The 22578-nt window shown below is 44.4% G+C and carries 18 protein-coding genes and 1 rRNA gene; 12 read left to right on the top strand and 7 right to left on the bottom strand.

Annotated elements, in window-relative coordinates; translation table 11 throughout:
* Positions 1-27: 27 nt before the first annotated feature.
* Positions 28-1650: a murein biosynthesis integral membrane protein MurJ gene (gene murJ / locus G493_RS30905; protein WP_051309821.1), complete on the top strand. Its 1623-nt coding sequence runs from the start codon at positions 28-30 to the stop codon at positions 1648-1650.
* On the opposite strand, the gene G493_RS0122895 is transcribed toward murJ, so the two are convergent.
* The 3 genes from G493_RS0122895 to G493_RS0122885 are packed head-to-tail and all read right to left on the bottom strand — an operon-like array spanning position 1614 to position 4104.
* Positions 1614-2351: a 16S rRNA (uracil(1498)-N(3))-methyltransferase gene (locus G493_RS0122895; RefSeq protein WP_028582221.1), complete on the bottom strand. Its 738-nt coding sequence runs from the start codon at positions 2349-2351 to the stop codon at positions 1614-1616. The genes murJ and G493_RS0122895 overlap by 37 nt on opposite strands.
* Positions 2352-2366: 15 nt before the next feature.
* Positions 2367-3626, bottom strand: coding sequence for a diaminopimelate decarboxylase (locus G493_RS0122890; protein WP_028582220.1), 1260 nt, complete (start codon positions 3624-3626; stop codon positions 2367-2369).
* 1 nt (position 3627) lies between these two features.
* Positions 3628-4104 carry an Lrp/AsnC family transcriptional regulator gene (locus tag G493_RS0122885; protein ID WP_028582219.1) on the bottom strand — a complete coding sequence of 159 codons (477 nt, stop codon included), beginning with the start codon at positions 4102-4104 and terminating at the stop codon, positions 3628-3630.
* Between the two features lie 474 nt (positions 4105-4578).
* On the opposite strand from G493_RS0122885, the gene G493_RS0122875 reads away from it, so the two are divergent.
* The 10 genes from G493_RS0122875 (at position 4579) to G493_RS33225 (ending at position 16581) form a co-directional block, all read left to right on the top strand.
* Entirely contained in the window at positions 4579-5139 is a 561-nt protein-coding gene (locus tag G493_RS0122875; RefSeq protein WP_028582218.1) for a CBS domain-containing protein, read from the top strand.
* A 222-nt stretch (positions 5140-5361) separates the two neighbouring features.
* A complete protein-coding gene (locus tag G493_RS0122870; RefSeq protein WP_028582217.1) occupies positions 5362-6801 on the top strand; it encodes a transferase in 1440 nt (479 codons plus the stop codon).
* Between the two features lie 81 nt (positions 6802-6882).
* Positions 6883-7560, top strand: coding sequence for a lipid-binding SYLF domain-containing protein (locus G493_RS0122865; protein ID WP_035275778.1), 678 nt, complete (start codon positions 6883-6885; stop codon positions 7558-7560).
* Positions 7561-8010: 450 nt separating this feature from the next.
* Positions 8011-8799 (top strand): TOBE domain-containing protein, encoded by a 789-nt coding sequence (locus G493_RS0122860; protein WP_028582215.1) that lies wholly within the window; start codon positions 8011-8013, stop codon positions 8797-8799.
* 34 nt (positions 8800-8833) lie between these two features.
* Positions 8834-9586 carry a molybdate ABC transporter substrate-binding protein gene (modA, locus tag G493_RS0122855; RefSeq protein ID WP_028582214.1) on the top strand — a complete coding sequence of 251 codons (753 nt, stop codon included), beginning with the start codon at positions 8834-8836 and terminating at the stop codon, positions 9584-9586.
* A 353-nt stretch (positions 9587-9939) separates the two neighbouring features.
* The gene (gene modB / locus G493_RS0122850) at positions 9940-10620 is read left to right on the top strand and encodes a molybdate ABC transporter permease subunit (RefSeq protein ID WP_028582213.1); all 681 of its coding nucleotides are present in this window, start codon (positions 9940-9942) and stop codon (positions 10618-10620) included.
* 2 nt (positions 10621-10622) lie between these two features.
* Positions 10623-11678, top strand: coding sequence for a molybdenum ABC transporter ATP-binding protein (gene modC, locus G493_RS0122845; RefSeq protein WP_028582212.1), 1056 nt, complete (start codon positions 10623-10625; stop codon positions 11676-11678).
* A 429-nt stretch (positions 11679-12107) separates the two neighbouring features.
* A complete protein-coding gene (locus G493_RS30900) occupies positions 12108-13412 on the top strand; it encodes a 3-deoxy-D-manno-octulosonic acid transferase (protein ID WP_051309818.1) in 1305 nt (434 codons plus the stop codon).
* 9 nt (positions 13413-13421) lie between these two features.
* Entirely contained in the window at positions 13422-15929 is a 2508-nt protein-coding gene (locus G493_RS0122835; protein WP_028582211.1) for a DNA internalization-related competence protein ComEC/Rec2, read from the top strand.
* A 139-nt stretch (positions 15930-16068) separates the two neighbouring features.
* On the top strand, positions 16069-16581 hold the full coding sequence (locus tag G493_RS33225) for a PilZ domain-containing protein (RefSeq protein WP_084813730.1): 513 nt from the start codon (positions 16069-16071) through the stop codon (positions 16579-16581).
* Between the two features lie 90 nt (positions 16582-16671).
* On the opposite strand, the gene G493_RS0122825 is transcribed toward G493_RS33225, so the two are convergent.
* The 4 genes from G493_RS0122825 to selA form a co-directional block, all read right to left on the bottom strand.
* Positions 16672-17754: a type IV pilus twitching motility protein PilT gene (locus tag G493_RS0122825; RefSeq protein ID WP_028582209.1), complete on the bottom strand. Its 1083-nt coding sequence runs from the start codon at positions 17752-17754 to the stop codon at positions 16672-16674.
* A gap of 32 nt (positions 17755-17786) precedes the next feature.
* Positions 17787-18413, bottom strand: a complete 627-nt coding sequence (locus tag G493_RS0122820; RefSeq protein WP_051309875.1) for an LOG family protein — start codon at positions 18411-18413, stop codon at positions 17787-17789.
* A gap of 63 nt (positions 18414-18476) precedes the next feature.
* Complete coding sequence (locus G493_RS0122815) at positions 18477-20501, bottom strand: tetratricopeptide repeat-containing diguanylate cyclase (RefSeq protein ID WP_028582207.1); 2025 nt, start codon at positions 20499-20501, stop codon at positions 18477-18479.
* Positions 20477-21928, bottom strand: a complete 1452-nt coding sequence (selA, locus tag G493_RS30895) for an L-seryl-tRNA(Sec) selenium transferase (RefSeq protein ID WP_051309816.1) — start codon at positions 21926-21928, stop codon at positions 20477-20479. The genes G493_RS0122815 and selA overlap by 25 nt, the downstream gene beginning before the upstream one ends.
* A gap of 450 nt (positions 21929-22378) precedes the next feature.
* On the opposite strand from selA, the gene G493_RS0122805 reads away from it, so the two are divergent.
* Positions 22379-22578: ribosomal RNA gene (locus tag G493_RS0122805) — 16S ribosomal RNA — on the top strand; the annotation flags it as partial.

The following is a 22578-nucleotide window of genomic DNA, read 5'->3' as shown; positions in this document are numbered from 1 at the left end:
ATAACCTAATCGCCCCGGGAAGCGCCAATGCAACAACCACAACCAACCAAGCCAAGCAGTTCAACTGGAAAGATAGCCCGTTCCGCAGGATCAGTCGGCAGCGCTGTCATGTGCAGCAGAGTGTTAGGTTTAGTCAGAGAGCAACTCTTCGCAGCACTTTTTGGCGCAGGTATGAGCTATGATGCATTTGTGGTCGCTTTTCGAATCCCCAATCTCTTGCGTGATCTTTTTGGAGAAGGTGCTCTCTCCGCTGCTTTTGTTACTGTTTTCACGGAATACGATACGAACAAAGGACAAAAGGCGACTTGGGAACTCGCATCCACAGTACTTATCTTTTTTGCCATAGCATTGAGCGCCCTCGTACTTATAGGAATTTACTGGAGCGAACCCATTGTTCATCTGCTGGCCCATGACTTTCAAAATGTTGATGGGAAAATTGCCCTCACTGCCAAGCTCACCAGAATTATGTTCCCCTTCCTCATATTGATTTCGCTTTCCGCAGTGGTCATGGGGATACTCAATACCAAAGGCCGCTTTTTTATACCTGCCCTAGCATCAAGCTTTTTTAATCTGGGTTCCATCCTAGGCGGGGTGACTCTTTCATTACTTTTTCCAAAATTTGGACAGCCTGCCATTACCGGCATGGCTGTGGGAACCCTGATTGGAGGACTTTTGCAGCTAAGCATACAGTTGCCGACGCTCTATAAAACCGGATTCCGATTTATTCCCCGAATCCAGCCCAATCATCCTGGCTTAAAAAAGATTCTCTGGCTCATGCTGCCGGCAACCATTGGTCTTTCAGCGACACAGATCAATATCTTTATCAATACAAATTTTGCTGCCGGATGTGAGCAGGGGGCTGTATCATGGCTCAATTACGCGTTCCGTTTTGTCCAACTTCCCATTGGTCTGTTCGGCGTAGCCTTTTCCATAGCAGCAATGCCGGTACTGGCCAGGCAAGCCGCCGAAAAACAGATTGATAAGCTTAAAACCACATTTGTCTCATCCCTTGTCATGGTGTTCAGCCTTACCATACCAGCCACTGTGGGTTTGCTGGTTCTGGCTGAACCCATTATACGACTGGTTTTTGAACACGGGGTTTTTACCGGGGTTGATACGTTGAAAACTGCTCAAGCTTTACAGTTTTATGCCCTGGGTCTTTTTGCCTATTCCTCAGTCAAAGTGATGGTTCCGGTTTTCTATGCCATTAACACAACAAAATTCCCTGTAATTGGAAGTTTTATTGGTGTTGCCGCCAACCTGCTCATCATTGTTATGATTATCGATCACCTGCAGTTTCGTGGTATCGCGTTGGCTACATCCTGCGCAATGACCTGTAACTTCCTTTTTCTGGCACTTACTTTGACACAAAAATTGGAAGGCCTGCCACTAGGTTATCTTCTACGGGGCATACTGAAAATCGGAATTGCTGCTATAATCATGGGAGTTACGACATGGTGGGGACGAAGCCTTCTCCGTGGATGGCTGCAGGGCCCGCTACCCATGCAGGCAGCGGGGGTTTTTATTTTAATAGGGAGTGCAGCTGTACTCTATGCTCTGCTGCTCCAACTATTGAAACTCCCTGAGTTTACCATGTTAACGGAAAAAATGGTTCAACGCTTCGCCAGGTCAAAAAGGAGTTGTACCTGAGCCAAAAGGGCAACAACTGCGGTGTCTACATGAAGGATACGCTCCCCCATGGAAAATGGCAGGAATCCCTGTTTGACCAAGGTATCTATTTCAAAATCATTCCATCCACCTTCTGGACCAATGGCTAAGATCATTCGCTTTCCGGCAAGCCATGGATTATCCATGGTAGCAAAGGTGCATTCAGTTCTTGGATGAGCCAGCAGCCGTATACCGTTGAGTGTCGGTAAAACATCCTGAGCAAAAGGTTTGAAACGAGTATAGATTTCCACTTCCGGCATGTGAGTAGCCCCGGCCTGCTCCAAGCCTTCCAGAAGTAAGCTGTTGATTTTGTCTTCAGCCAACACAGGGCTGTGAAAAAAAGATTTTTCTACTTTATTGGAGCGAATAAGGAAAAACCGACGCACACCCAACACCGTGGCCTGTTTCAGTATACGCTGCAGCATAATGGGCCTTGGTAACGCCAAAACAAGATCCACTTCCAAACCTGGTCCGGGAGCCTGTGTAAGTTTCACCTGCAAAACAACAGTGTCGGTATGAACGGAGTGTACCGTAGCACAGCCAGCAAGACCGTTAACCTGGCCAACCCTGACCTGGTCACCGGGTTTAACGCCCAAAACATGTATCAGGTGTTCTGCCCTCCGATCTGTCAGGGTTACCCTGTCACCATCACATTCTTCTTGAGTAAAAAGGAGCAAATTCATAGTGCCCAAACAATTTTAAAAATTCAGTGTATCAGCTTCAAAATTCAGAGTAGCAAAATAATCTTCAGGCACTTCTTCCCTACGGATCAATTCGACTTGCCCTGTTGAGGTGAACAGAAGTTCCTGGGGGCGCAACTTGCCATTATAATTAAACCCCATGGCATGTCCGTGAGCACCTGTATCATGGATAATGAGCGTATCACCGTCAACAATCTTTGGTAAACTGCGTTGAATTGCGAATTTATCATTATTTTCACACAAAGAACCAACGACATCAACCACCTCATCTCCAGTTGCATTGTCTTTACCTAATACTTCAATATGATGATATGCACCATACAATGCCGGTCGCATTAAGGCGCTCATGCAAGTATCCACCCCAATATAGGTACGATATATCTCTTTGCGGTTAATAGCCTTCACCACCAGTACTCCATGGGGACCAGTCATGAAACGCCCACTTTCCATGTACAACGCTGGCATATAGCCATTTTTTGTTTCAAAATCTTGAAACAACTGCGTTATTCCTTTTGCCATTGCTTCCAGATCCAGTGCTGTAGCTTCTGGAGTGTAAGGTATACCTAACCCACCACCGATGTTGATAAAGTCAAATTTAATCCCAAGTTCAGCGCTGATTTCCTCAACAAGGTCCAGGAGCATCTGAGCGGTTTGTACCATATATCCATGGTACAATTCATTGGAGGCAAGCATGGTGTGCAAACCAAAACGTTTTGCTCCTTTCTCTTTAGCCTGGCGATAGGCCTCAATTATCTGTTCATGGCTGACACCATATTTTGCTTCCACAGGATTACCAATAATATCATTGCCTGAGCGACGAGCCCCTGGATTGTACCGAAAACAAATCAACTCAGGCATTGTTTTAACCTTTTCTATCAGGCTGATATCGTCAAGGTTCAGTATACATCCGCCGTTTTCAGAGGCCAGGGCAAATTCTTTCTCACTTGTATTGTTGGATGTATACATGATATCATCGCCCCTGGCTCCAATACTGCGGCTGAGCATCAATTCGGTTATTGAGCTGCAGTCAAACCCAAACCCCATGTCCTGCATAATCTGAAGAATACTTGGGTTCGGGAGAGCTTTGACCGCATAATATTCTCGAAATTCCTTGATACCGCTAAAAACTTTTTTAAGGCGTTGACCGGTCTCACGTATGCCCTGTTCGTCATAAATATGAAATGGTGTTCCATAATGATTACATATTGCTGGTAATTTTGGATATAAACGTGATCGATAATCAGTTGAGATGGGCATATTAATTCCTCTGTTCCACGGTACTATTGGTTAATGGTAATTTTGCTGTTTCTTTGAAAGTATGTAATACCTGAGTAGTTTGCGTATGTATAACTCCTGCCATGAGTATGATTTTTTCCTGTAGAAAACGATAGAGATCCCCGTTGTCCGCCACTCTCACTTTCAGCAGATAGCAATCTTTTCCAGATACATAATGAACCTCCTGGATTTCCCGTAACGCAGCGAAATACGGGCCCAGAGGTTGCTTTGCCTTCTGCTCACAAACATTGACTGTGACAAAAGCGATGAGCCGACGATTAAACTGATCCGGGTTCAAACGAACCTCGTACCCGTCAATGATTCCCTGGCGTTCGAGTTTACGAATACGCTCCAGAACAGCGGAAGGGGCCATGTCCATCTGCCTGGCAACTTCCACATTAGGAATACGTGCCTTTTCCTGTAGAATTTCTAGAATTTTCAAACTCACATCGTCAATCATGGCTCACCGTACGTTAAACTGTCTGTGTTCTTGGTAATGCAAAAAACACTGCCACCACCACAAATAAAGTTCATTTTTCAACAGAACATGTGAATGTTATTCATTATAAATGAATTTAACAAGAATATTATTCTCAAAAAAACGATTTTCAGAGAATGCGAAAAAAAGCGCCACCCTCACCAGCCTACAAAAAAGTAGTTATCTATCCAGCAAGCAACATTTTTGCACACAGATGTACATTCACTTCCAATTCCGTTAAAAACCATTCTTTCAACGCCATAAACTTGTTCATTAGCTGTTGATCCCTTGTACCAAAGAAATCTGCACTCAAGGGTTTCTTCCTATTTTGACACACAAAAACACTTTAAAAAGATTGAAAAAGAGATAAAGTAATAAACATTAGCTGCACCTATCAATTCAGCAGGTACGTATTTCCTACATACCTTGACTCCATTTCGCCCAAGAGGGATGCGTGTGAAAAAACATACAGTTAAGGACCTGATGGTTCCAATAAGTGAATATGCTACGGTGCCTTTAGGTACCACCCTTTTCGATGCCATACTTGCTCTGGAAAACGCGCAGGAAAACTTCGAACATGGCAAATATCACCATCGGGCTATACTTGTGCTTGATAAGCACAACAAAGTTGTCGGCAGGATAAGCCAACTTCGCGTCCTCAAGGCCATGGAATCAGCAGAAACTGACTATAGCCACATCGAACAGTTAAAAATGTATAAATTCAGTGATGCCTATATCAGCCAACAACGGGAAAAAGCACGTTTGAATTGCAAGGTGTTCACCAACACTCTACTGAAAGAGGCTGCCAAAAAACTCGTTGATGATTTTATGCAGAAACCGACCCCGGATGAATACGTTTCTGAATTAAGTGAACTTGATCTGGCCATGCACAAAATGGTTGCCGGTGCCCATCAATCTCTTCTGGTCACCCAAGAGGATGACATAGTCGGGGTGCTCCGCCTGGTAGATGTCTTTACCGCAAGTTTCCATGCCATGAAAGAACTGGATATTTCGTAACTACTCACAGTGCATTTGATTTTTCCATGATCAGCCTGACTACATATTGCCAAACACGCTACACCGGCCTGTTTGCGAAATATCTCAGACTGTTTGTAACCAGTTACAAATACAGGAGAGTCGTTAAACTCAATCATTTCCCCATGAGCAGCTACGATATTTCTTGCTCAACACAAAACGACTCTGTCCCCATGAACATCAGCCAATCAACCATGGTGATATATGCTTGAAATTGAAAAGATATTCAAAAAAATTATCCAGAGAGTAAACATCAACCTGAGGGACCTAGGGTTCGACGTCAGCCCATTTGTTATCGGGCATGTGGAGTTGGAGCAGATGAATAAGTTCTACGCATTCTACGGTATAACCTCTGATATTCCCCTTAACCTGAAATTTACTCACAGCAGCCTGGCTGGCAGTTATTTCCTGGGCAAGTGTCAGGTGACCAACTCTCTATTGTACAAATCAGACATTCGTGGTGACGAACTCAAGCGCAAAGGCTGCACTTTTCAATATAAAAATTACAGCATCGAACTTACAGAAGACGAACTGTTTGATATTTCCACAAGTGCGTTGATCAAAACTCTGGTCCACAATTTTTCACATGATCCAGAATCCCCGGAAAGATTTTTTATAAAAAACACCCTCTCTCTTGACTACGCGAACATTCATGGTTCTCCCTGTGACGGATGCTTTCTTGGCCCGTTTGCAACCATTGACCTCACCAGCATGCGCGATTGCGCAATTGGTACCTACTCGTACGTACAAGCTGGCGAAATCAATCATCTTGACGTCCAGCCTGGAACTATCTGGGTCAACAGTCCAGGCCACTTCAACTTTTTCTATCAGTTTCCTGCGGATAAACTGGAACCTTACATTCATCATATAGCGGGAAACAAACCTCAGGGCTTACTTGTCGATTTTATTGACAGCCATAAGGAATCTTTCAATAAAGTTTTCGATACGGCCAACGTTGAAGATACTCTCCAGGTGCCGGAAACTGCTTCACTGGACCGTTATGCAGTTGTCCAGCCAGAGACTGAAATTTGTGAAAATGTACTGGTAGCCCAAAGAGCATATCTTGAAAATTCCTACATGGGGCCAGGATCAAATGCTCAGGAAAATTGTTTTATTATCAACTCTCATTTGCAGGGATGCAATGTCACAGCCCACGGCGCAAAAATTATCGAAGCGGATCTGCAACAAAATGTTTTTGTGGGTTTCAACAGCTTCCTTCACGGAACTCCGGACTCAAGGTTATCTGTAGGAAAAGGCTCCATCATCATGCCACACACAATCATCGACTGCAAAGAACCCATTGAGATCCCTGCTGAAACGTTGGTCTGGGGGCTTATAACCACCCTTGATGAGCTGGAGGACAACAGTATATCTCTGGAAAATTTAAGCCTTGTCAACACCTCCATACAGAAAAAGAACATGCATTTTGAGGGTCGAGGCGCTGCCTTTGTAGACGCCTTTAACCATAGAATATGTCATATACTTGAAGTCAACGGTGCCTTCTTCCACCAACATAACAACAACGTTAAAGGGCATGCACAAAACAATCGCAAGCTCTCCCTCAATAACATTCAGCCCTTTCTTTTTGGAGAATTACAGGGAGTCTATCCAAACATAACTATTCTCCCACCAAGAGAACCCTGAAGAGTATATACATTGCAGCAAAACTTCTGATGTCAAAAAGGTTTACAGGAAAATTCTAATACACCCTAAGAGGAGGTTATTATGCGGCTATGGAAAATTACAACCATGTTGTTTCTGTTAAGCATTTTTACAGCCAGCCAGAATGTATGCGCCAATGATAAGATGGAAGCCGAGAACCTTGTTAATAAAGCTTCAATCGTGGTCAGAAGTTTCAGTGCAGATCCAGATATGAACTGGTTCAGGGAAAAGGTTAAAGATGCCAAAGCTCTTATAATTGTCCCGCAGAGTATAAAAGGAGCATTTTTAATAGGGGGTTCTGGAGGCTCAGGCGTGCTGGTCGCAAGAGATACAGAATCAGGGGAATGGGGAGACCCTGCCTTTTATAGCGTGGGGTCACTTTCCGTTGGCCTACAAATAGGCGCAGAAGCATCTGAAGCCATCCTGATGATTATGAGCGAAAGGGGAATGGAGAAACTGTTAACCAGTTCATTTAAACTCGGTGTTGACGGTACGGTTGCAGCAGGGCCTGTAGGTAAAGGTGCAAGAGCCCAGACAGCCGACGTCATAACCTATTCCCGAGCCAAGGGAGCCTTTATGGGAATGTCTTTTGATGGTGCATTGATTAAGCCAAACGATAAACGCAATCAGGCATATTATGATCAAACTGTCAGCCCAACCGATATCATTATCAGAAAAAAAGTGACAAACCCACAAGCTGACACCCTTCGGGAGATGGTTTCCAATGTTACCAGGCAATAACCCGGAGACTATCGGAGAAGAGGAATTTTTTTCAGATTGATACAAACCTGAATAAATACTGCAGACATATATGAAATATCGGAGTCTACGCTTCCCACCGAGGATAATTTTTTGAGGATAATGTAAAAATTTGATCGTTAAGCAGGGAACGAGACTCCGAAAAATACTTTTTATATCAGGCACGCAAGTTAACAAAGTCTATGGGACACTCCAGTACGCCCCAAAGACAACCCTGCCCAAATTTACACATCCACAATACCCAATCCCACCAACATTTTCGCGGCACCCCTTGATAACAAAAGCATTCCGCTTACCCAACCAGCTGTTTTTACGTCGCATAACCAGCTTACTCCGTAGTATTTGAAAAAAAGACTGGCATGAAATTTGTTTTGAGTGTAAGCATTCACAATGCGTTATGCTTCTATAGAACAACGAAAACACAGGTCATCGATGACAAAAGAACAATCCATACAAATTCACGAAGTTCTCGGCTGGAAGCCACAGAATCCTACTATTGAGCTGTTACAGGTTTTGGACCGTATGGGGTCAATAAACTGCGCAGCCAAAGCTGTTGGCATAAGTTACAAGTCTGCCTGGCAGAAAATTGATCAACTCAACAACCTGTTTCCTCACCCTTTGATTAATAAGCAGACCGGTGGAAGTGGTGGGGGCGGCACCAGATTAACGGAGGAAGGAAAACAACTTTTAGAAAATACGAAACAATTTCAAAAAGAATTTTCCCAGTTCATGCAATTTTATGGCAACGATCCAAAAGCAGCGTTGGACACGCTGAAAACCCTCAGGAGGATTGAATTGAAAATCAGCGCTCGTAATGTCTGGTTGGGTCAGGTCGAGAAAATTGAAGAGGGAGCAGTCAACAGTGTTGTGACTATTATGCTTAAAGGCGGCGATATACTGACTTCTGTTATTACGCAGAATTCTGTACAACGTCTGGAGCTCGCCCCTTCTTCGGAAGTGCTTGTCATCGTCAAAGCACCTTCAGTTCTGCTGGCCCATGACATTGCCCCTGAAAGCATATCTGCTCGCAATATACTCAAAGGGACCATCAGCCAGATACTTCAGGGTGCTGTAAATGACGAAATCACCATTGATCTTCCTGGAGGCAGTTCTGTGACATCTATCGTCACCTCTGCAAGTGTTGAGCGTCTCGGTCTAGAAGTGGGCACAAAGGTTTCAGCTGTTATTAAGGCATCTGACGTGCTCCTGGCAACGACGTAATACATATTATTTTTATAAGAAGGAATTTTTAATCATGAAACGTTTTTTTCTTAGCATTGTTCTGGCATTTTTTACTTTTACAGGATCTGCACTTGCTGCAGATACGGTCTACCTCTCAGTAGCGGCAAGCATGACCGACGCCTTTAACGAATTAATCAGCACATTCAAGACAGAGCACCCGGACGCCACCCTGCTGCCCAACTACGCAAGTTCTGGCTCTCTGGCCAAACAGATTGATCAGGGAGCACCTGCTGACCTGTATGTTTCAGCAAATCCAAAATGGATGAAGTTCCTGAAAGAGAAAAACATGATCGCAGCAAATACAGATCGAATTTTTGCATTCAACAAGCTTGTTTTTGTCGGTGAGCCGAATATATCCATTGATTCAATGGAAGCTCTGGCTACGCTTAAGCGTATTGCCATTGGTACCCCGGAAAGTGTTCCTGCTGGCCAATATGCAAAACAGGCAATGGAAGCTGCGCATGTATTTGCTCCTCTTCAGGAGAATAATAAACTGATGTTGGCAAAAGATGTGCGCCAGGCCCTCTTATATGCTGACCGCGGAGAAGTTGATGGTGCTTTTGTTTACCGAACAGATGCCCTCCTTGCCCAACATGCTAAAATTGTATTTACTGTTCCAGACCAACTTTACGATAAAGTCGCATACCCCATGGGCCTTACGGTTTCCGGAGCAGGCAAAGCTACAGCACAAGCGTTTTTAACGTTCATGCAATCCGACCAGGCTACGAATATTTTGAAAAAGTATGGTTTCCAACCAGCTGAATAACCCCTTTCAAGTAACTACCACAACGCTTACGGCCCCCTGTCAGGGTGGCCGTAAGCACCATATAAAGCTCCCTGGCAATTGAAAAACTGCAGGTATATGGTGACATTTCTCTTTTTTCTTACAAATGTTACTTGCTGTAGTAAAAAGCTACCGGGTATATATCCATAAAGACTGGCAACAATGCCATGTACCAACAAGTATATAGCAATATTGTAACACCTGATCGATGGCATTGTTGAATCTCGATAAGGCAATTGTTCTTCACCCCTGCAAACCATATGAAAGCTTGGCGGGAACACTTTCTGACTCAGGTAAATCTATAAAAATCAACGTATAAAGTTAGTGCTGTATCCATGCTTACGTTATCTCCACAGGATTATCAGGCAATCCTGCTTTCTCTCCAGGTGGCAACTACGGCAACCCTGATATCATTGCCCGTTGGATTTGCCATTGCTTATGTTCTCGCTTTTACCAGAGTTCCGGGTAAGGCGATTCTCGAAGGAATTATCAACCTGCCGCTGGTCCTTCCGCCGGTTGTCATCGGTTACCTCCTTCTTCTTCTTTTTGGCCGTAACGGCTGGATAGGAAGTCATCTTAAAGACTTGAACATTCAAGTAATTTTCACGCTGACAGGCGCCATCATAGCTTCTTCAGTGGTGGGTTTTCCATTACTTGTACGCTCCATACGCCTTGGAATGGAATCCATTGATCGACATTACCTGCAGGCATCAAGAACTCTCGGCGCTCGCTGGTGGGACACCGTACTCACCATTGTCCTTCCACTTTCAGGCAGAGCAATACTTGCCGGAATGACGCTCATGTTTGCACGCAGCCTGGGTGAATTCGGAGCTACCATCGTTCTGGCTGGAAATATACCGGGGGTTACCCAAACCATTCCCCTGGCCATTTATCAGTATACCTCTTCACCAGGAGGCGACAGGATGGCACTTTCCCTTTGTGTTGTTTCCATCGCATTGAGTTTTGTTGTCCTGCTTGTCGGGGAAACAATCAATAGAACCATGGCCAGGAGCTAGAGATGCAGCTGGAAATCGATGTTTCAAAAAAATTCCCTGAATTCAGTTGCCATTTGCAATGTTCGCTTCAGAAAGCCAGATGTGGGGTGTTCGGTCCTTCTGGCAGCGGGAAATCCACCCTGATGAACATGATCGCGGGCCTGCTCAATCCTGATAAAGGATATATCAGGCTTAATGGCAAGACCCTTTTTGACAGTACTGCCGGAATCAACCTTCCTCCGGAAGCTCGACGGGTGGGTGTCGTTTTTCAGCACGCGCATCTCTTCCCGCATATGAGTGTTGAAAAAAACCTTTTCTACGGATTAAAACGCACTCCTCGGGATGAACGGCATATTGATCCGACGCACCTCATCCAGGCCTTACATTTATCTCCCCTGCTTCGTCGCAATGTTACAAGGCTTTCCGGCGGTGAACGCCAGCGTGTTGCCCTGGGCAGAACCATTTTGGCCAGTCCTCACCTTATCTTACTGGATGAGCCCCTCACAGGGCTTGACGGCCAGTTAAAGTATCAGATTATCCCTCACCTGAACAAAGTTTTTGAAGAATTTAATATCCCCATGCTGTTTATCAGCCATAGTATACGAGAAATGCGATTAATGACTGACCAAGTACTTATAGTACAGCAGGGCTGTGTCAAGAATACGCTTCGCACCGAAGAAATGGCACGGGACTTTATGGGATTGGAAGGTCAAGGGTATGTCAATATGCTGGACCTTTCATCTCCGAAAACGGTTGACGATCTCCTCGAATATAGGTGGGGAACAGTTCCTCTCACACTCGTAAAAGAGGACAATCCCGGCCCCGGACAATTCGAACTTGACGCCCGTGACATTCTGTTATTCAAAAAGCACCCGCAGGCAACCAGCGCCCGCAACATGCTCCCCTGTACAGTGAAAAAGATGTTTCAGGTCCGCAACAGAGTGGGCGTGGAATTGAACTGCCAGGGACAATCATTGGTAGCCCAAATAGTCCCCCGTTCGGTTCTTGAAATGAATCTTACTGAAGGATGTAACGTTGTAGCTGTATTTAAGGCCTCCTCTCTTCAACGTTTATATTGAACAGATATTAGTAATCTGTTGCATAATGCGTTATCTCTATAGCCACAGCCACACGCATTAATTGCTGCTGAAAACATAACATCCCATAGGGGGGAGTATCCTAAGGATCGCGGAAAATAATAAATATCCCAAAATTGCGAAGGATATCGGTTTGGTAACATTGTAGCGTCAATGGTTCCATACCGGCCGTATTGAGCCATTGACACTATGACATTACCGAGTTGAGAGACAAGCAAGATTGAATAATTTATTTTTTCCGTGACCCTACGTTTGAACACTCCCCTTTATTTTGTAGCTGCTTACAGGTTGCCTGCTTTTTTCGCAAGCAGGCTGGCGTAGAATATAGGGTCAAACCCAAGCCAGGTGGATCGCTGAATGATCACGTTCACTCTGAGTGGTTAAGCACATAACAATTACGAGAGAAAGCACTTGTACCTATTGTATAATTTCCTGCAATTACTTCTTTCCCCGATTCTTTTACCAGGGATACTTCTTGTTTCACTGTCCAAAAAAAAATATCGTTCGCGTATCAAGCAACGACTGGGATTAGATTTATCCCAATTACACATTTCTAAAGAGAAGCAATGTATTCACCCTGTATTCTGGGTACACGCGCTCTCTGTAGGTGAGACGACTTCAGCTCTGCCTTTAATTAAACAGACAAGAAAACAATTTCCAGAGGCGGTAATAATCTTTACCTCCACTACCCGCTCTGGAGGGCAACTGGCACAACGCATCATGCGTCCATACGCTGATGTCATCCTTGCATCTCCTCTTGATATTTTTTTTACAATAAGACATTTCATCAACACACTGCAGCCGGATCTGTTCATTCTCATTGAAACGGATTTTTGGCCAAACTGGCTGCTTACCCTGAAACACAAACACATTCCAGTTGTCTTGGTTAACGGAAGAATTTCTGCCAAATCAGCAAAAAACTATCACAGGTTTCGCTGTTTTTTCACCCCTTTATTTTCATGCTTCTCGTTACTCTGCATGCAAACGGAACAGGATGCCAAATCTATGATAAGCCTTGGTATCCCCCCTGAAAGAATACGGACTTTAGGCAACTTAAAAGTCGACATCGCCATACCGAAGGTTCAAGCTCATCAATCGCTACCTCAATCCCTCCTTCAGAAGTTTTTTCTTCCTGAGAATAAACTTATCTGGATATGCGGTTCCACTCATCCTGGAGAAGAAGAACCAATACTTGCAGCTTACGAACATATACATGAGCAATTACCCACCACGTTAATCATTGCACCGAGAGATACAGAACGGGCCGATGCAGTGAAAGGACTCTGCCAGAAAAGAGGCCTGACAAGTCTGAAACGCACAGAACTCTCTAGAAAAAAATTGTTTGATGTTTTACTTCTGGACACCATTGGGGAACTGGCTGATCTCTACAGGGCGGCTGATCTGGTTTTCATTGGAGGCAGCCTCGTCCCCTGTGGGGGCCATAATCCTCTGGAAGCCGCTGTCCATGGTAAAGCGATTCTTTTTGGGCAGCACATGGATGATTTTTCTGAAATTGCCCACAGCCTTACCAAAAGTAATGCTGCTTTACAGCTAACCTCTTCTTCAGACCTCATGACATGTGTACACAGGCTGCTCGATGACAAGGATACACGTACATTAATGGGAGAGCATGCTCAGAAATGGGTGATTTCACACCGGGGTGCTGTTGAACGGCTCATGGTTGAGATAACAGCGCTCCTCCCGTCGCAAAACTGAAGTTGCAGAGTGAAACATCTTATACCAAGAGGGGTAGACCTCTGCAGAAACAATCTTCTTATTTTCGTAACATGCGCTTACGCAACGGGAATTGCAATAGCCCTGCAAACTGAGACGACATTTGCGGTCCCACATCTTTTTCTCATAACCTTGCTTCTCCTGGTTGCGGGCCTGTTTACTCATCTGTTTGCAGATATAAAAGTATCTCTTGTTGTCCTTCTACTTGCCTTTGCTGCATTAGGGTACGCCATGGTGGAAAAGAGGACTCTCCACACAAAGTCCACAGGTCATCTGGCAAACCATATACACCAAAAGACAAAGGTCACTCTGATTGGCACTGTGACATCCATGGTTGTGTATGATGGTGAAAAAAGCAGCCTGGTACTTGCGGTGAGTCAGATGATGAAACATGTGAATCAGGGTTCAAAAAAATTCATCCCCATTGAAGGTAAAGTACGACTTGCCATCCGCGCACAACTTGACCAGCAGATACAGGCAGGGACCTCACTTATAACAGTGGCCACAATCTCACAGGTACGCCCGCGAAAAACTCCTGGGACATTCAACTATGCCAGATACCTTGCTGAAAAGGATATCTTTATTACAGGATGGATTTCCAAACCAACGCTCATAGAACCGATACAACGTACAGATACTTCGCTCTTTGATAGAATCAGGTATTTTCCCGAGCAACTTCGCCAACACTTCACGTTTTTTTTTGCCAGCAATCTTGACCGAGAAAGCGCAAGCCTCTACCAGGCTCTCCTCCTTGGATATAGAGCAAACGTATCTAAGGAAACACTGGAAAAATTCAAAATAGGGGGCGTGCTTCACATTCTCGCTATCAGTGGGTTGCATCTTGGTCTGCTTGCTGCGGGAATGACTTTTTTTCTCATGTTCTGGCTCAAGCGTTCCCACTGGCTGTTACTTCACACACATGTGCCATCCCTGGCCTTGACCTTAACCGTACCCGCTCTTTTGGCCTACAGTTTTATCGCAGGCATGAACCTCCCTGTTTTTCGAGCACTTATCATGGCGATACTTGCTACATATGCCATACTACTCAAACGCTTTACGTCTCCGATTCACCTTATTGCAGCTGCAGCTCTGCTGGTTTTGATCATATCTCCCCTTGCCCTGGCAACAGCATCGTTCCAACTATCATTTATGGCAGTGCTCGGTATAGTGCTTGTTACCAGAAAAATCGGCCCCAAGTGGCTTGCTTTTAAAAAAAATTATCCCTGGAAGGCATTGTTACTTCTACCGCCCATGGCAATTTTCATCTCAGTTTGCGCTACTCTGGCCACCCTGCCTATTATGTTAACTCACTTTGGGCGCATCTCTCTAATCGGCCCGATGGTCAACCTGCTGGTAGAACCATTACTCTGTTTTTGGGCACTGCCTCTCGGTTTAACAGCCCTTCCGCTTTCCTACATGTTCCCCCAAGCAGCACTTTCGCTGCTGCATCTCGGCGAGTTTGGATTTTACATAAGTGATTATATTCTCTCCTTTGGCTCACAACTGCCGATTGCTTCAATCTGGACGATCAGCCCGGCCTGGTGGGAAATTGCAGGCTATTATACCCTGTTGAGCCTTACTTTTATCCGTTCTCTATCCCTGCCTTGGAAAATAATCAGTCAAACCATTGGAGCATCATTACTTTTATACTCTTTCACCTATACCTTATGGAACCCAGCCTCACGCTCTGGCAGCATAGTTCATTTCATCGATGTTGGGCAGGGTAGTTCAACCCTTCTGGAATTACAGGATGGAACCAACATACTCATTGATGCCGGAGGGAAACAATCAGCCAAGTATAATGTTGGGGAAGCAGTCATAGCACCGTTTTTACGAAAAAGGAGGATATGGAAAATCAAGACTTTCGTCATATCCCACCCACACAGTGATCACTACAACGGCATACCGTATCTTCTCGATCAGTATCCACCGGAGACACTGTACATTAATGGTCAAAAAACCAACGAATGGCGCTATCTTCGACTGCTTACCAAAGCAAAGGAGAAAGGAGTGCAAATTAGGTCGTTAAGCAAAGGAGAACGAGCGCATCAAGGCAGCACAGATACCTTGCTATGCCTGGGAACCCCTGGATTGACGGAAACAAAACAGACCTCTACAAACGATAACAGCCTGGTATTACTATTACAAACAGGCTCCTCCGCATCAATACTATTGCCTGGAGATATTACGAAGTCCGTAGAAGCGCTGTTCAACCAACAGACACTTCCTGCCGCAACCATACTTGTTGCGCCACATCACGGTAGCACGACATCAACAAGTCGTCATTTACTGCAGACAATATCACCAAAATTCATCATCGTTTCTTCCGGATTTGCTAAACGGGATCGATTACCGGCACCACGAAATGTCGCCCTTTGGAAAAAACTCTCCATTCCATTCACAACAACAGCAATTTCCGGGACCATGCGCTGCAATATCAGTGACAACCACATGCAATTATATGATTATAAAGAGAATATTCTCTACAGTAATAAGTAATCACTAAAAATATAAGTCCAGCAGTTCACCAGCACCTTGAAAAACATTCAAAATCTGTGTACATATTTAATGGATATAATTATCAATCATCGCTATACGACAACGTGCTCAACAGATACCCCTGGTTATACATTAACTTATGGTCATCTTAGGAAAAAAATGTCCCCAATGCGGCGAACGATCTGATCTCAAACGTATACCAAGTGACAATTGGATTCGCAGAATCCCTTTTTCGTCGAGACTGAGGTGTAACAATTGCGGGGAAAAACTCCTTTCCTTCAGCATCTGTACAATGGTATATGACCTGCGCAGACATCAGCGGGTCACGCTCCCAAGAACATTTGTCATGAAAATCCCCGGAAAAAAAACTCAGTATTCCCGCATAGAAAACATAAGTGAAGGTGGGATCTGTTTTGACTGCAATTTCGATCTGTGTCTACAGAAAAATCAAACTCTACACATCGATCTCTATTGCTGTGATGATGGCTCGCTTTTAGAAAAACTCCCCATAGAAGTCTTATCGACATACGAACACGCTCCAGAAAACATGCAAATGCCTGTTCCCAAACTTGTCACAGGGGCACGTTTTCTGGACCTGAATGAAAAGCAGAAAAGAGTTTTGTATCGTTATATCAAATACCAGGCGATGTAACTGATCACGGGATTAACAATACTATTCTTTCAGTTAGTTACGAATTGCGATCAGTTACCTGGCGATTACACCTCAGAAACACGGAAAATATTAAATTTCTGTAAAGTCCACAGGATTCTTTTTGAGAAATTTAGCAAATTTCGCTTTTTCAATACAGTTGGAATAGGCATCCTCTGCACTAATTCTTTTTTTCTCAAGATGAGCCATGATAGCGTCATCCAACGTTTGCATACCGTATTTTTTTCCGGTCTGCATAACCGACGGTATTTGATATGTTTTTGACTCACGAATGAGGTTACGTACGGCTGGAGTACAAATGAGTATTTCAAGTGCTGCCACCCTGCCCTTTACATCTACCCTTTTAAAAAGTGTCTGAGACACCACTGCTTTGAGTGCGTCTGCCAACGTTGAACGAACCTGACCTTGCTGATTGGCCGGGAATACCTCAACCACACGATCAACTGTTTTCATGGCATTCATCGTATGCAGAGTTCCAAAAACCAAATGACCTGTCATGGACGCTTCCATAGCCAGAGAGATAGTCTCAAGATCACGAAGCTCGCCAACCAGAATAATATCCGGATCTTCACGCAATGCCCCCCTGAGGGCTGCTGTAAATGTTTTGGTATGCGTTCCCACTTCACGATGGTTGATGACGCACTGCTGGGACTTGTGAACAAACTCTATGGGATCTTCAATGGTCAGGATATGATCTTTCCTGGTTTTATTACACTCATCAAGAATAGCGGCCAACGTTGTAGACTTACCTGAACCAGTAGGTCCTGTCACCAGAACCAGGCCTTTGGGAAGGCTTGCCAGTTTTGCAACGACTTTAGGCAGCCCGAGCTGATCCACAGTAAGAATATCGCTTGGGATTTCCCTGAACACGGCCCCTATCCCGTACTTTTGCTGGAAATAATTACAACGATAACGGGCCAGACCTGGAATTTCATACCCAAAGTCCATATCCCCGGTTTCTTCAAAAATTTTTATTTTATCTTCAGGACAAATCTCATACAGCATCTGTTTCAGCGTTTCATCGTCCATGGTCTTGAACTTGATCCGCTCCATATCACCTCGAATACGCAGGACCGGTTGCTGCCCTGCCATCATGTGCAAATCCGAGGCACCTTCATCATTCATCAATTTAAAAAATGCATCTATCTGAGCCATGCTCTACTCCTTGATTCCATCCAAAAGCACTCTCATATTACAAGAGTTTTGCGAATATATCGTACAACTTCATCCACATCGTCCATAACATCAAAAAGCAGGAGATCGTCTTCCGAAATTCTACCACCGCTCAGTAATTGTTCTCGAATCCAATCAATTAATCCCCCCCAAAAAGATGATCCAAAAAGTATTATAGGGAATGGTTTAATCTTATGTGTTTGTATAAGGGTAAGTGATTCAAACAACTCATCCAGAGACCCGAAACCGCCAGGCATACAGATAAAAGCCATGGAATATTTCATAAACATCACTTTACGGACAAAAAAATACCTGAAATCCAGAGGCAAATTAACATATGGATTCGATTCCTGTTCATGGGGCAGATCGATATTTAACCCTATGGACAGTCCTCCGACATCAGCAGCACCTCTGTTGGCGGCTTCCATTATCCCTGGGCCTCCGCCTGTAATAATCGGATACCCCAATGTTGCCAGTTTTTTAGCAAGCTCCCTGGCTGTGATATATTCAGGGCTTGTCTCTGGGGTTCTTGCTGAGCCATAGATAGTCACAGCGGGCATACTAAGTCCAGACATGGTATCAAACCCTTCGACAAACTCAGACAAAATACGAAACATTCTCCAGGAATCACCCCGTTCCATATTATCAAGACAATACTGCTTTTCTCGGTGAACAAATTGTTTGCTCAAAACTGATCTCCTTTTTTACTCTCCATCAATACTCTTGAGTAATTCTATCACTTGTTGCCTGTGCTCTAAAGAAATCTTGTTATTTTTTTTCAATCCTTTCAAAAGCATTATGGCTTCGCTGTTTTCTTTTTTCTCCAGATGCACTCTTGCCCTTAATATATACGATTCAAACTTGAGAACAGGATCGCCAATCTGATGTGGTAAAGCCTGAACCGCATCATCCCAGCGTAAAGCAGCCAGCAAACATTTAGCCAGACGAATACAATTCTCTGCATTACCCGAATCCAAATCCATGGCTTGCCGACACAAACGTATTCCGATATCTACCCCTTCTCCAAGTTCAACATAGCACATACCAAGGATACTAAGACTGACATTATCATTGGGATAAATATTAAGTGCCTGTTGACAGGCAACAGAAGCTTGCCTGAAATCAGCCATTTTGTAATAATTAATACCAAGGAGACGATACACCAGAAAATTACTACCAGATTGCTTAGCCCATCGCTTCAGCACTTTTACAGCTTGCGGATAGTTCTCTTTTTCCATGAGCAAGCTACTCAACGAATGAAGCAGCTCTTCATCCACATGACTTTCCTTCTCCACACAAGAATACCCTCTGGATAACAGGCTAAGGGCCTGTTCCTTATCTCCCTGTGCCATTTGCAAAAAACCTAAATTCACAAGGGCCATAAAATTATGGGAATCCCTTGCGAGAACCTCCTTAAAGCACTTAGCAGCACCCTTGGCCTGATTTAGCTCGGTCAAGGTCACACCGAGACTATTAAGCAAATTGGTATTCTCAGGATCCATCTGCAAGCCAAGCCTATACTCTTTCGCAGCAAGCCTGTAGTCGCCTTGCTCAAAATAATAATCTCCACTGATATTGAAAGTGAGCGCGTCGCAACACACAGTTGTCCCAGGTTCAAGAAAGGTACGATGCAGTAATGCTTTAAGGGCATTTACCACTGTCTGATTCTTTCTTGTATCCAATCCCGGCCACTGGCTCACACCAACGCCTTCAACTCCGGTACGTGCAAGTGCCTCTTTTGCAGCGGAAAGCTTGGTTACCGGCAAGCTGATAGAGTCTCCCTGTACAACAAAATAGCCTTTGCCCTCCCAAAGGAGCCGAGCACAATGGTGCGGCTTCAAAGCTCCTTCAACTACATCAAGAGCAGCCTCAACGTCAGCTTCTTCCTGCAATTCAGCGACAACGATCCAAAACTCCTGCAACCCCCTCCATGCATGCTGTAATTTCGCCAGCATCTCTTTTTCAGGCTGTCGAAATGGACAGATCGATTGTTCTGCGGAATCATATATAACATAGGGACCTCGACGCTCTGCCTCCGATATTCCTTGCCAGGCCTTCGTGAATACATGCTTTCCAGAATTGGTACAACATAGTGCAATATGCACCCGACGGATACGCTCCTGCTTTAAACTTTTCAGCAATAGCCTGGCAAGCTGGAGATTTTCATCATGTTCAGTCTCAAAAAGTAACATTCCAAACAGATTGCTGCCAAAAGTAAACCGGCAGCCACGCCCTTGACCGTGTAAAACCTCAAGGACCTTGAGATACTGTGAAGTGGTAGCCTGTAAAGCCAGGCTACCGGGAACAATGTGGAGAAGGAAAAAAGCTCCTGAGTATTCTGCGCCTTCAGTTTCAAAAAGCTGTAAAGCACGTCGATTGTACATACCACTTACAGGATCAATATAGGCCATCCGTACAAGGTTCAATTCATATAGAATTCTTTCCTGCAATTTCTGGAGCTGATTTGCATCGAGTTGAGATGGCATAACATCATAATCGAAACAACGTACCAGAACACTTTCCTGCTCTTTAGTGGGCAATAAAAATACCACCTGGTTATCCTCAAGGACTGGCGAGGCATAGCCAGAATCTACAGTATCATGATGAAACACAAACTCCACACTGGTTGATACTGGAAATACCCTTTGCACCTGCCTCACAAAAGCCGGCTGAAGCAAAACAAAATCCAATAATTCAAAATGGTCTACACTCTCTTTATATTGCCCCACAATCCCTCTCTTTCATTTACAACCCCGGAACAAATCTCAAAAATTGCCTGGACCACAAGAGAGATCTCATCTTCTTGAATGGTGCGCATATCTATGAGCAACTGTCTATTTTCAATTCTACCAATAATGGGAATTGCTCTACCCCGCAGTTGTTTTTCAAATTCCACAAGCCCCATGCAGTCCGGTGTGAAAGCAACAGCTTTACTCGCTAAACTCTGCTCAGGCATTGCCCCACCCCCTACCCTGGCATAGCTGTCTACTACCTGAAAACGACACCCGGACAAACCCGATTGTTTTAAAGCAGCAATACAAACTTCAGCTTTACTCGCCAAACTCTCAAGGGGATCTGCAATCATGGCAAGAGTTGGAATTAACTGAAAGGCTCGTTCCTCATCTCGATATAATCGCAGTACAGACTCCAGCGCAGCCAAAGTAAATTTATCAATTCGAAGAGCACGATTGAGGGGGTTACGTTTTATTTTTTCTATATATGTTTTCTTTCCAAGAATAATTCCCGCTTGTGGCCCACCCAGAAGTTTATCACCACTGAAAGTTATTACATCAACGCCGGACTTGACAACTTCCTGAACAGTAGGTTCATGCTCCAGGCCAAACTGCTTAAGGTCAACAAAGCAACCTGAACCCAAATCCTCTATTACTGGAAGTGAATGCTGATGACCGAGGGCAACCAATTCCTCATTACTCACCTCCTTGGTAAATCCAACAATACGGTAATTGCTGCAATGAACACGTAAAAGCGCTCCTGTACGTTCATTAATGGCAATTTCATAATCCCGTAGATGTGTTCTATTGGTTGCACCGACCTCCACGAGCTTTGCTCCACTTCTCTCCATAACCTCAGGAATACGAAAGGAACCGCCTATTTCAACCAGTTGTCCTCTGGAAACAATTACTTCACGTTGCTTTGCAAGAGTCTCAAGAACAATAAGCACCGCAGCAGCATTATTGTTGACCACCAGGGCAGCCTCAGCACCTGTTATCAGGCAAATGAGGTCTTCAACATGGCTATAACGACTGCCGCGTTTACCGGTTTTCAGGTCAAATTCAAGATTACTGTACCATTTGGCAGCGTTTGCAAGCATATCCACAGTGATCTGAGGCAAAAGCGAACGTCCCATGTTTGTATGAATAATCACGCCACTACCGTTAACAACACGTTGAAACCTGGGCTTATCAGAGGATAGCACATATCCAACCAAACCTTGGGTAAAATGTGCCTCACCTTTACCTAACTCAGGACAGGGGTCATCGGCCAGCAAACGCTGCCTGAGTGACTGAAGATAATTTCGTATTGCATAGGTTTTCTGCATCAATGGAATATGGTCGAGTTGCGAATGCGATTCCAGCCTGCGAAGACACTCATCAACCTTTGGGATAGCGCGTAATTTCGTATTAATATCTTGCATCTGTTGTTCTACTGAAGTCAATCGGTTTACAATAACTCAAAGCAGTGTTTGCTTACACACGATTTATGTTACGATAAAACCTGACGCACTGGCAAACACTATGTCAGTTTGGAGAAATACGACGGCTTTTACCACATTTTATTTTTTTTCACTCAATTCAAAAAAAAATCTTTGACAAGAACCTCCAAGTACTGTATTTTGCCGCCCCGTTGCTCGTGACAACAAAGCGTCGCAAACGAGACAACAAAAAGCAAAACTTTTCTGTTGACGGAAAAACAAAAATAGATTAAGTTGAGCTTCCGCGCTGAAGCAAAAACGCATAGCGTGGACGGCCTCGTTGAGGCTTTGATCTTTGAAAACTGAATAGTAAACAAGCGGGCCAAAGAGTGCACAGCACTCAAAAAGATTTTTTAGAAGTTAAGTCCGATCTTGAAAGATTGGTCAGGATATAAACTGGAGAGTTTGATCCTGGCTCAGAACGAACGCTGGCGGCGTGCTTAACACATGCAAGTCGAACGCGAAAGAGTTCTTCGGAACTTGAGTAGAGTGGCGCACGGGTGAGTAACGCGTAGATAACCTACCTCCATGTTTGGGATAACCAGCCGAAAGGCTGACTAATACCGGATATGCTTGCTTTTCATAAGTTTTGC

The sequence above is a fragment of the Desulfogranum japonicum DSM 18378 genome (assembly GCF_000429945.1).
GTDB classification, from domain to species: Bacteria; Desulfobacterota; Desulfobulbia; order Desulfobulbales; family Desulfobulbaceae; genus Desulfogranum; species Desulfogranum japonicum.
Note: the sequence above shows the minus strand (reverse complement) of the source record. Positions and strands in the feature narration are given on the sequence as shown.

Coding starts and splice junctions, on each gene's coding strand:
- G493_RS0122890 (WP_028582220.1), bottom strand. CDS start 3,626: ATGCCCATCTCAACTGATTATCGATCACGTTTATATCCAAAATTACCA.
- murJ (WP_051309821.1), top strand. CDS start 28: ATGCAACAACCACAACCAACCAAGCCAAGCAGTTCAACTGGAAAGATA.
- G493_RS0122895 (WP_028582221.1), bottom strand. CDS start 2,351: ATGAATTTGCTCCTTTTTACTCAAGAAGAATGTGATGGTGACAGGGTA.
- modB (WP_028582213.1), top strand. CDS start 9,940: ATGCTTACGTTATCTCCACAGGATTATCAGGCAATCCTGCTTTCTCTC.
- G493_RS0122870 (WP_028582217.1), top strand. CDS start 5,362: ATGCTTGAAATTGAAAAGATATTCAAAAAAATTATCCAGAGAGTAAAC.
- G493_RS0122820 (WP_051309875.1), bottom strand. CDS start 18,413: ATGGAACGGGGTGATTCCTGGAGAATGTTTCGTATTTTGTCTGAGTTT.
- modC (WP_028582212.1), top strand. CDS start 10,623: ATGCAGCTGGAAATCGATGTTTCAAAAAAATTCCCTGAATTCAGTTGC.
- G493_RS0122865 (WP_035275778.1), top strand. CDS start 6,883: ATGCGGCTATGGAAAATTACAACCATGTTGTTTCTGTTAAGCATTTTT.
- G493_RS33225 (WP_084813730.1), top strand. CDS start 16,069: ATGGTCATCTTAGGAAAAAAATGTCCCCAATGCGGCGAACGATCTGAT.
- G493_RS0122860 (WP_028582215.1), top strand. CDS start 8,011: ATGACAAAAGAACAATCCATACAAATTCACGAAGTTCTCGGCTGGAAG.
- G493_RS0122825 (WP_028582209.1), bottom strand. CDS start 17,754: ATGGCTCAGATAGATGCATTTTTTAAATTGATGAATGATGAAGGTGCC.
- modA (WP_028582214.1), top strand. CDS start 8,834: ATGAAACGTTTTTTTCTTAGCATTGTTCTGGCATTTTTTACTTTTACA.
- selA (WP_051309816.1), bottom strand. CDS start 21,928: ATGCAAGATATTAATACGAAATTACGCGCTATCCCAAAGGTTGATGAG.
- G493_RS0122885 (WP_028582219.1), bottom strand. CDS start 4,104: ATGATTGACGATGTGAGTTTGAAAATTCTAGAAATTCTACAGGAAAAG.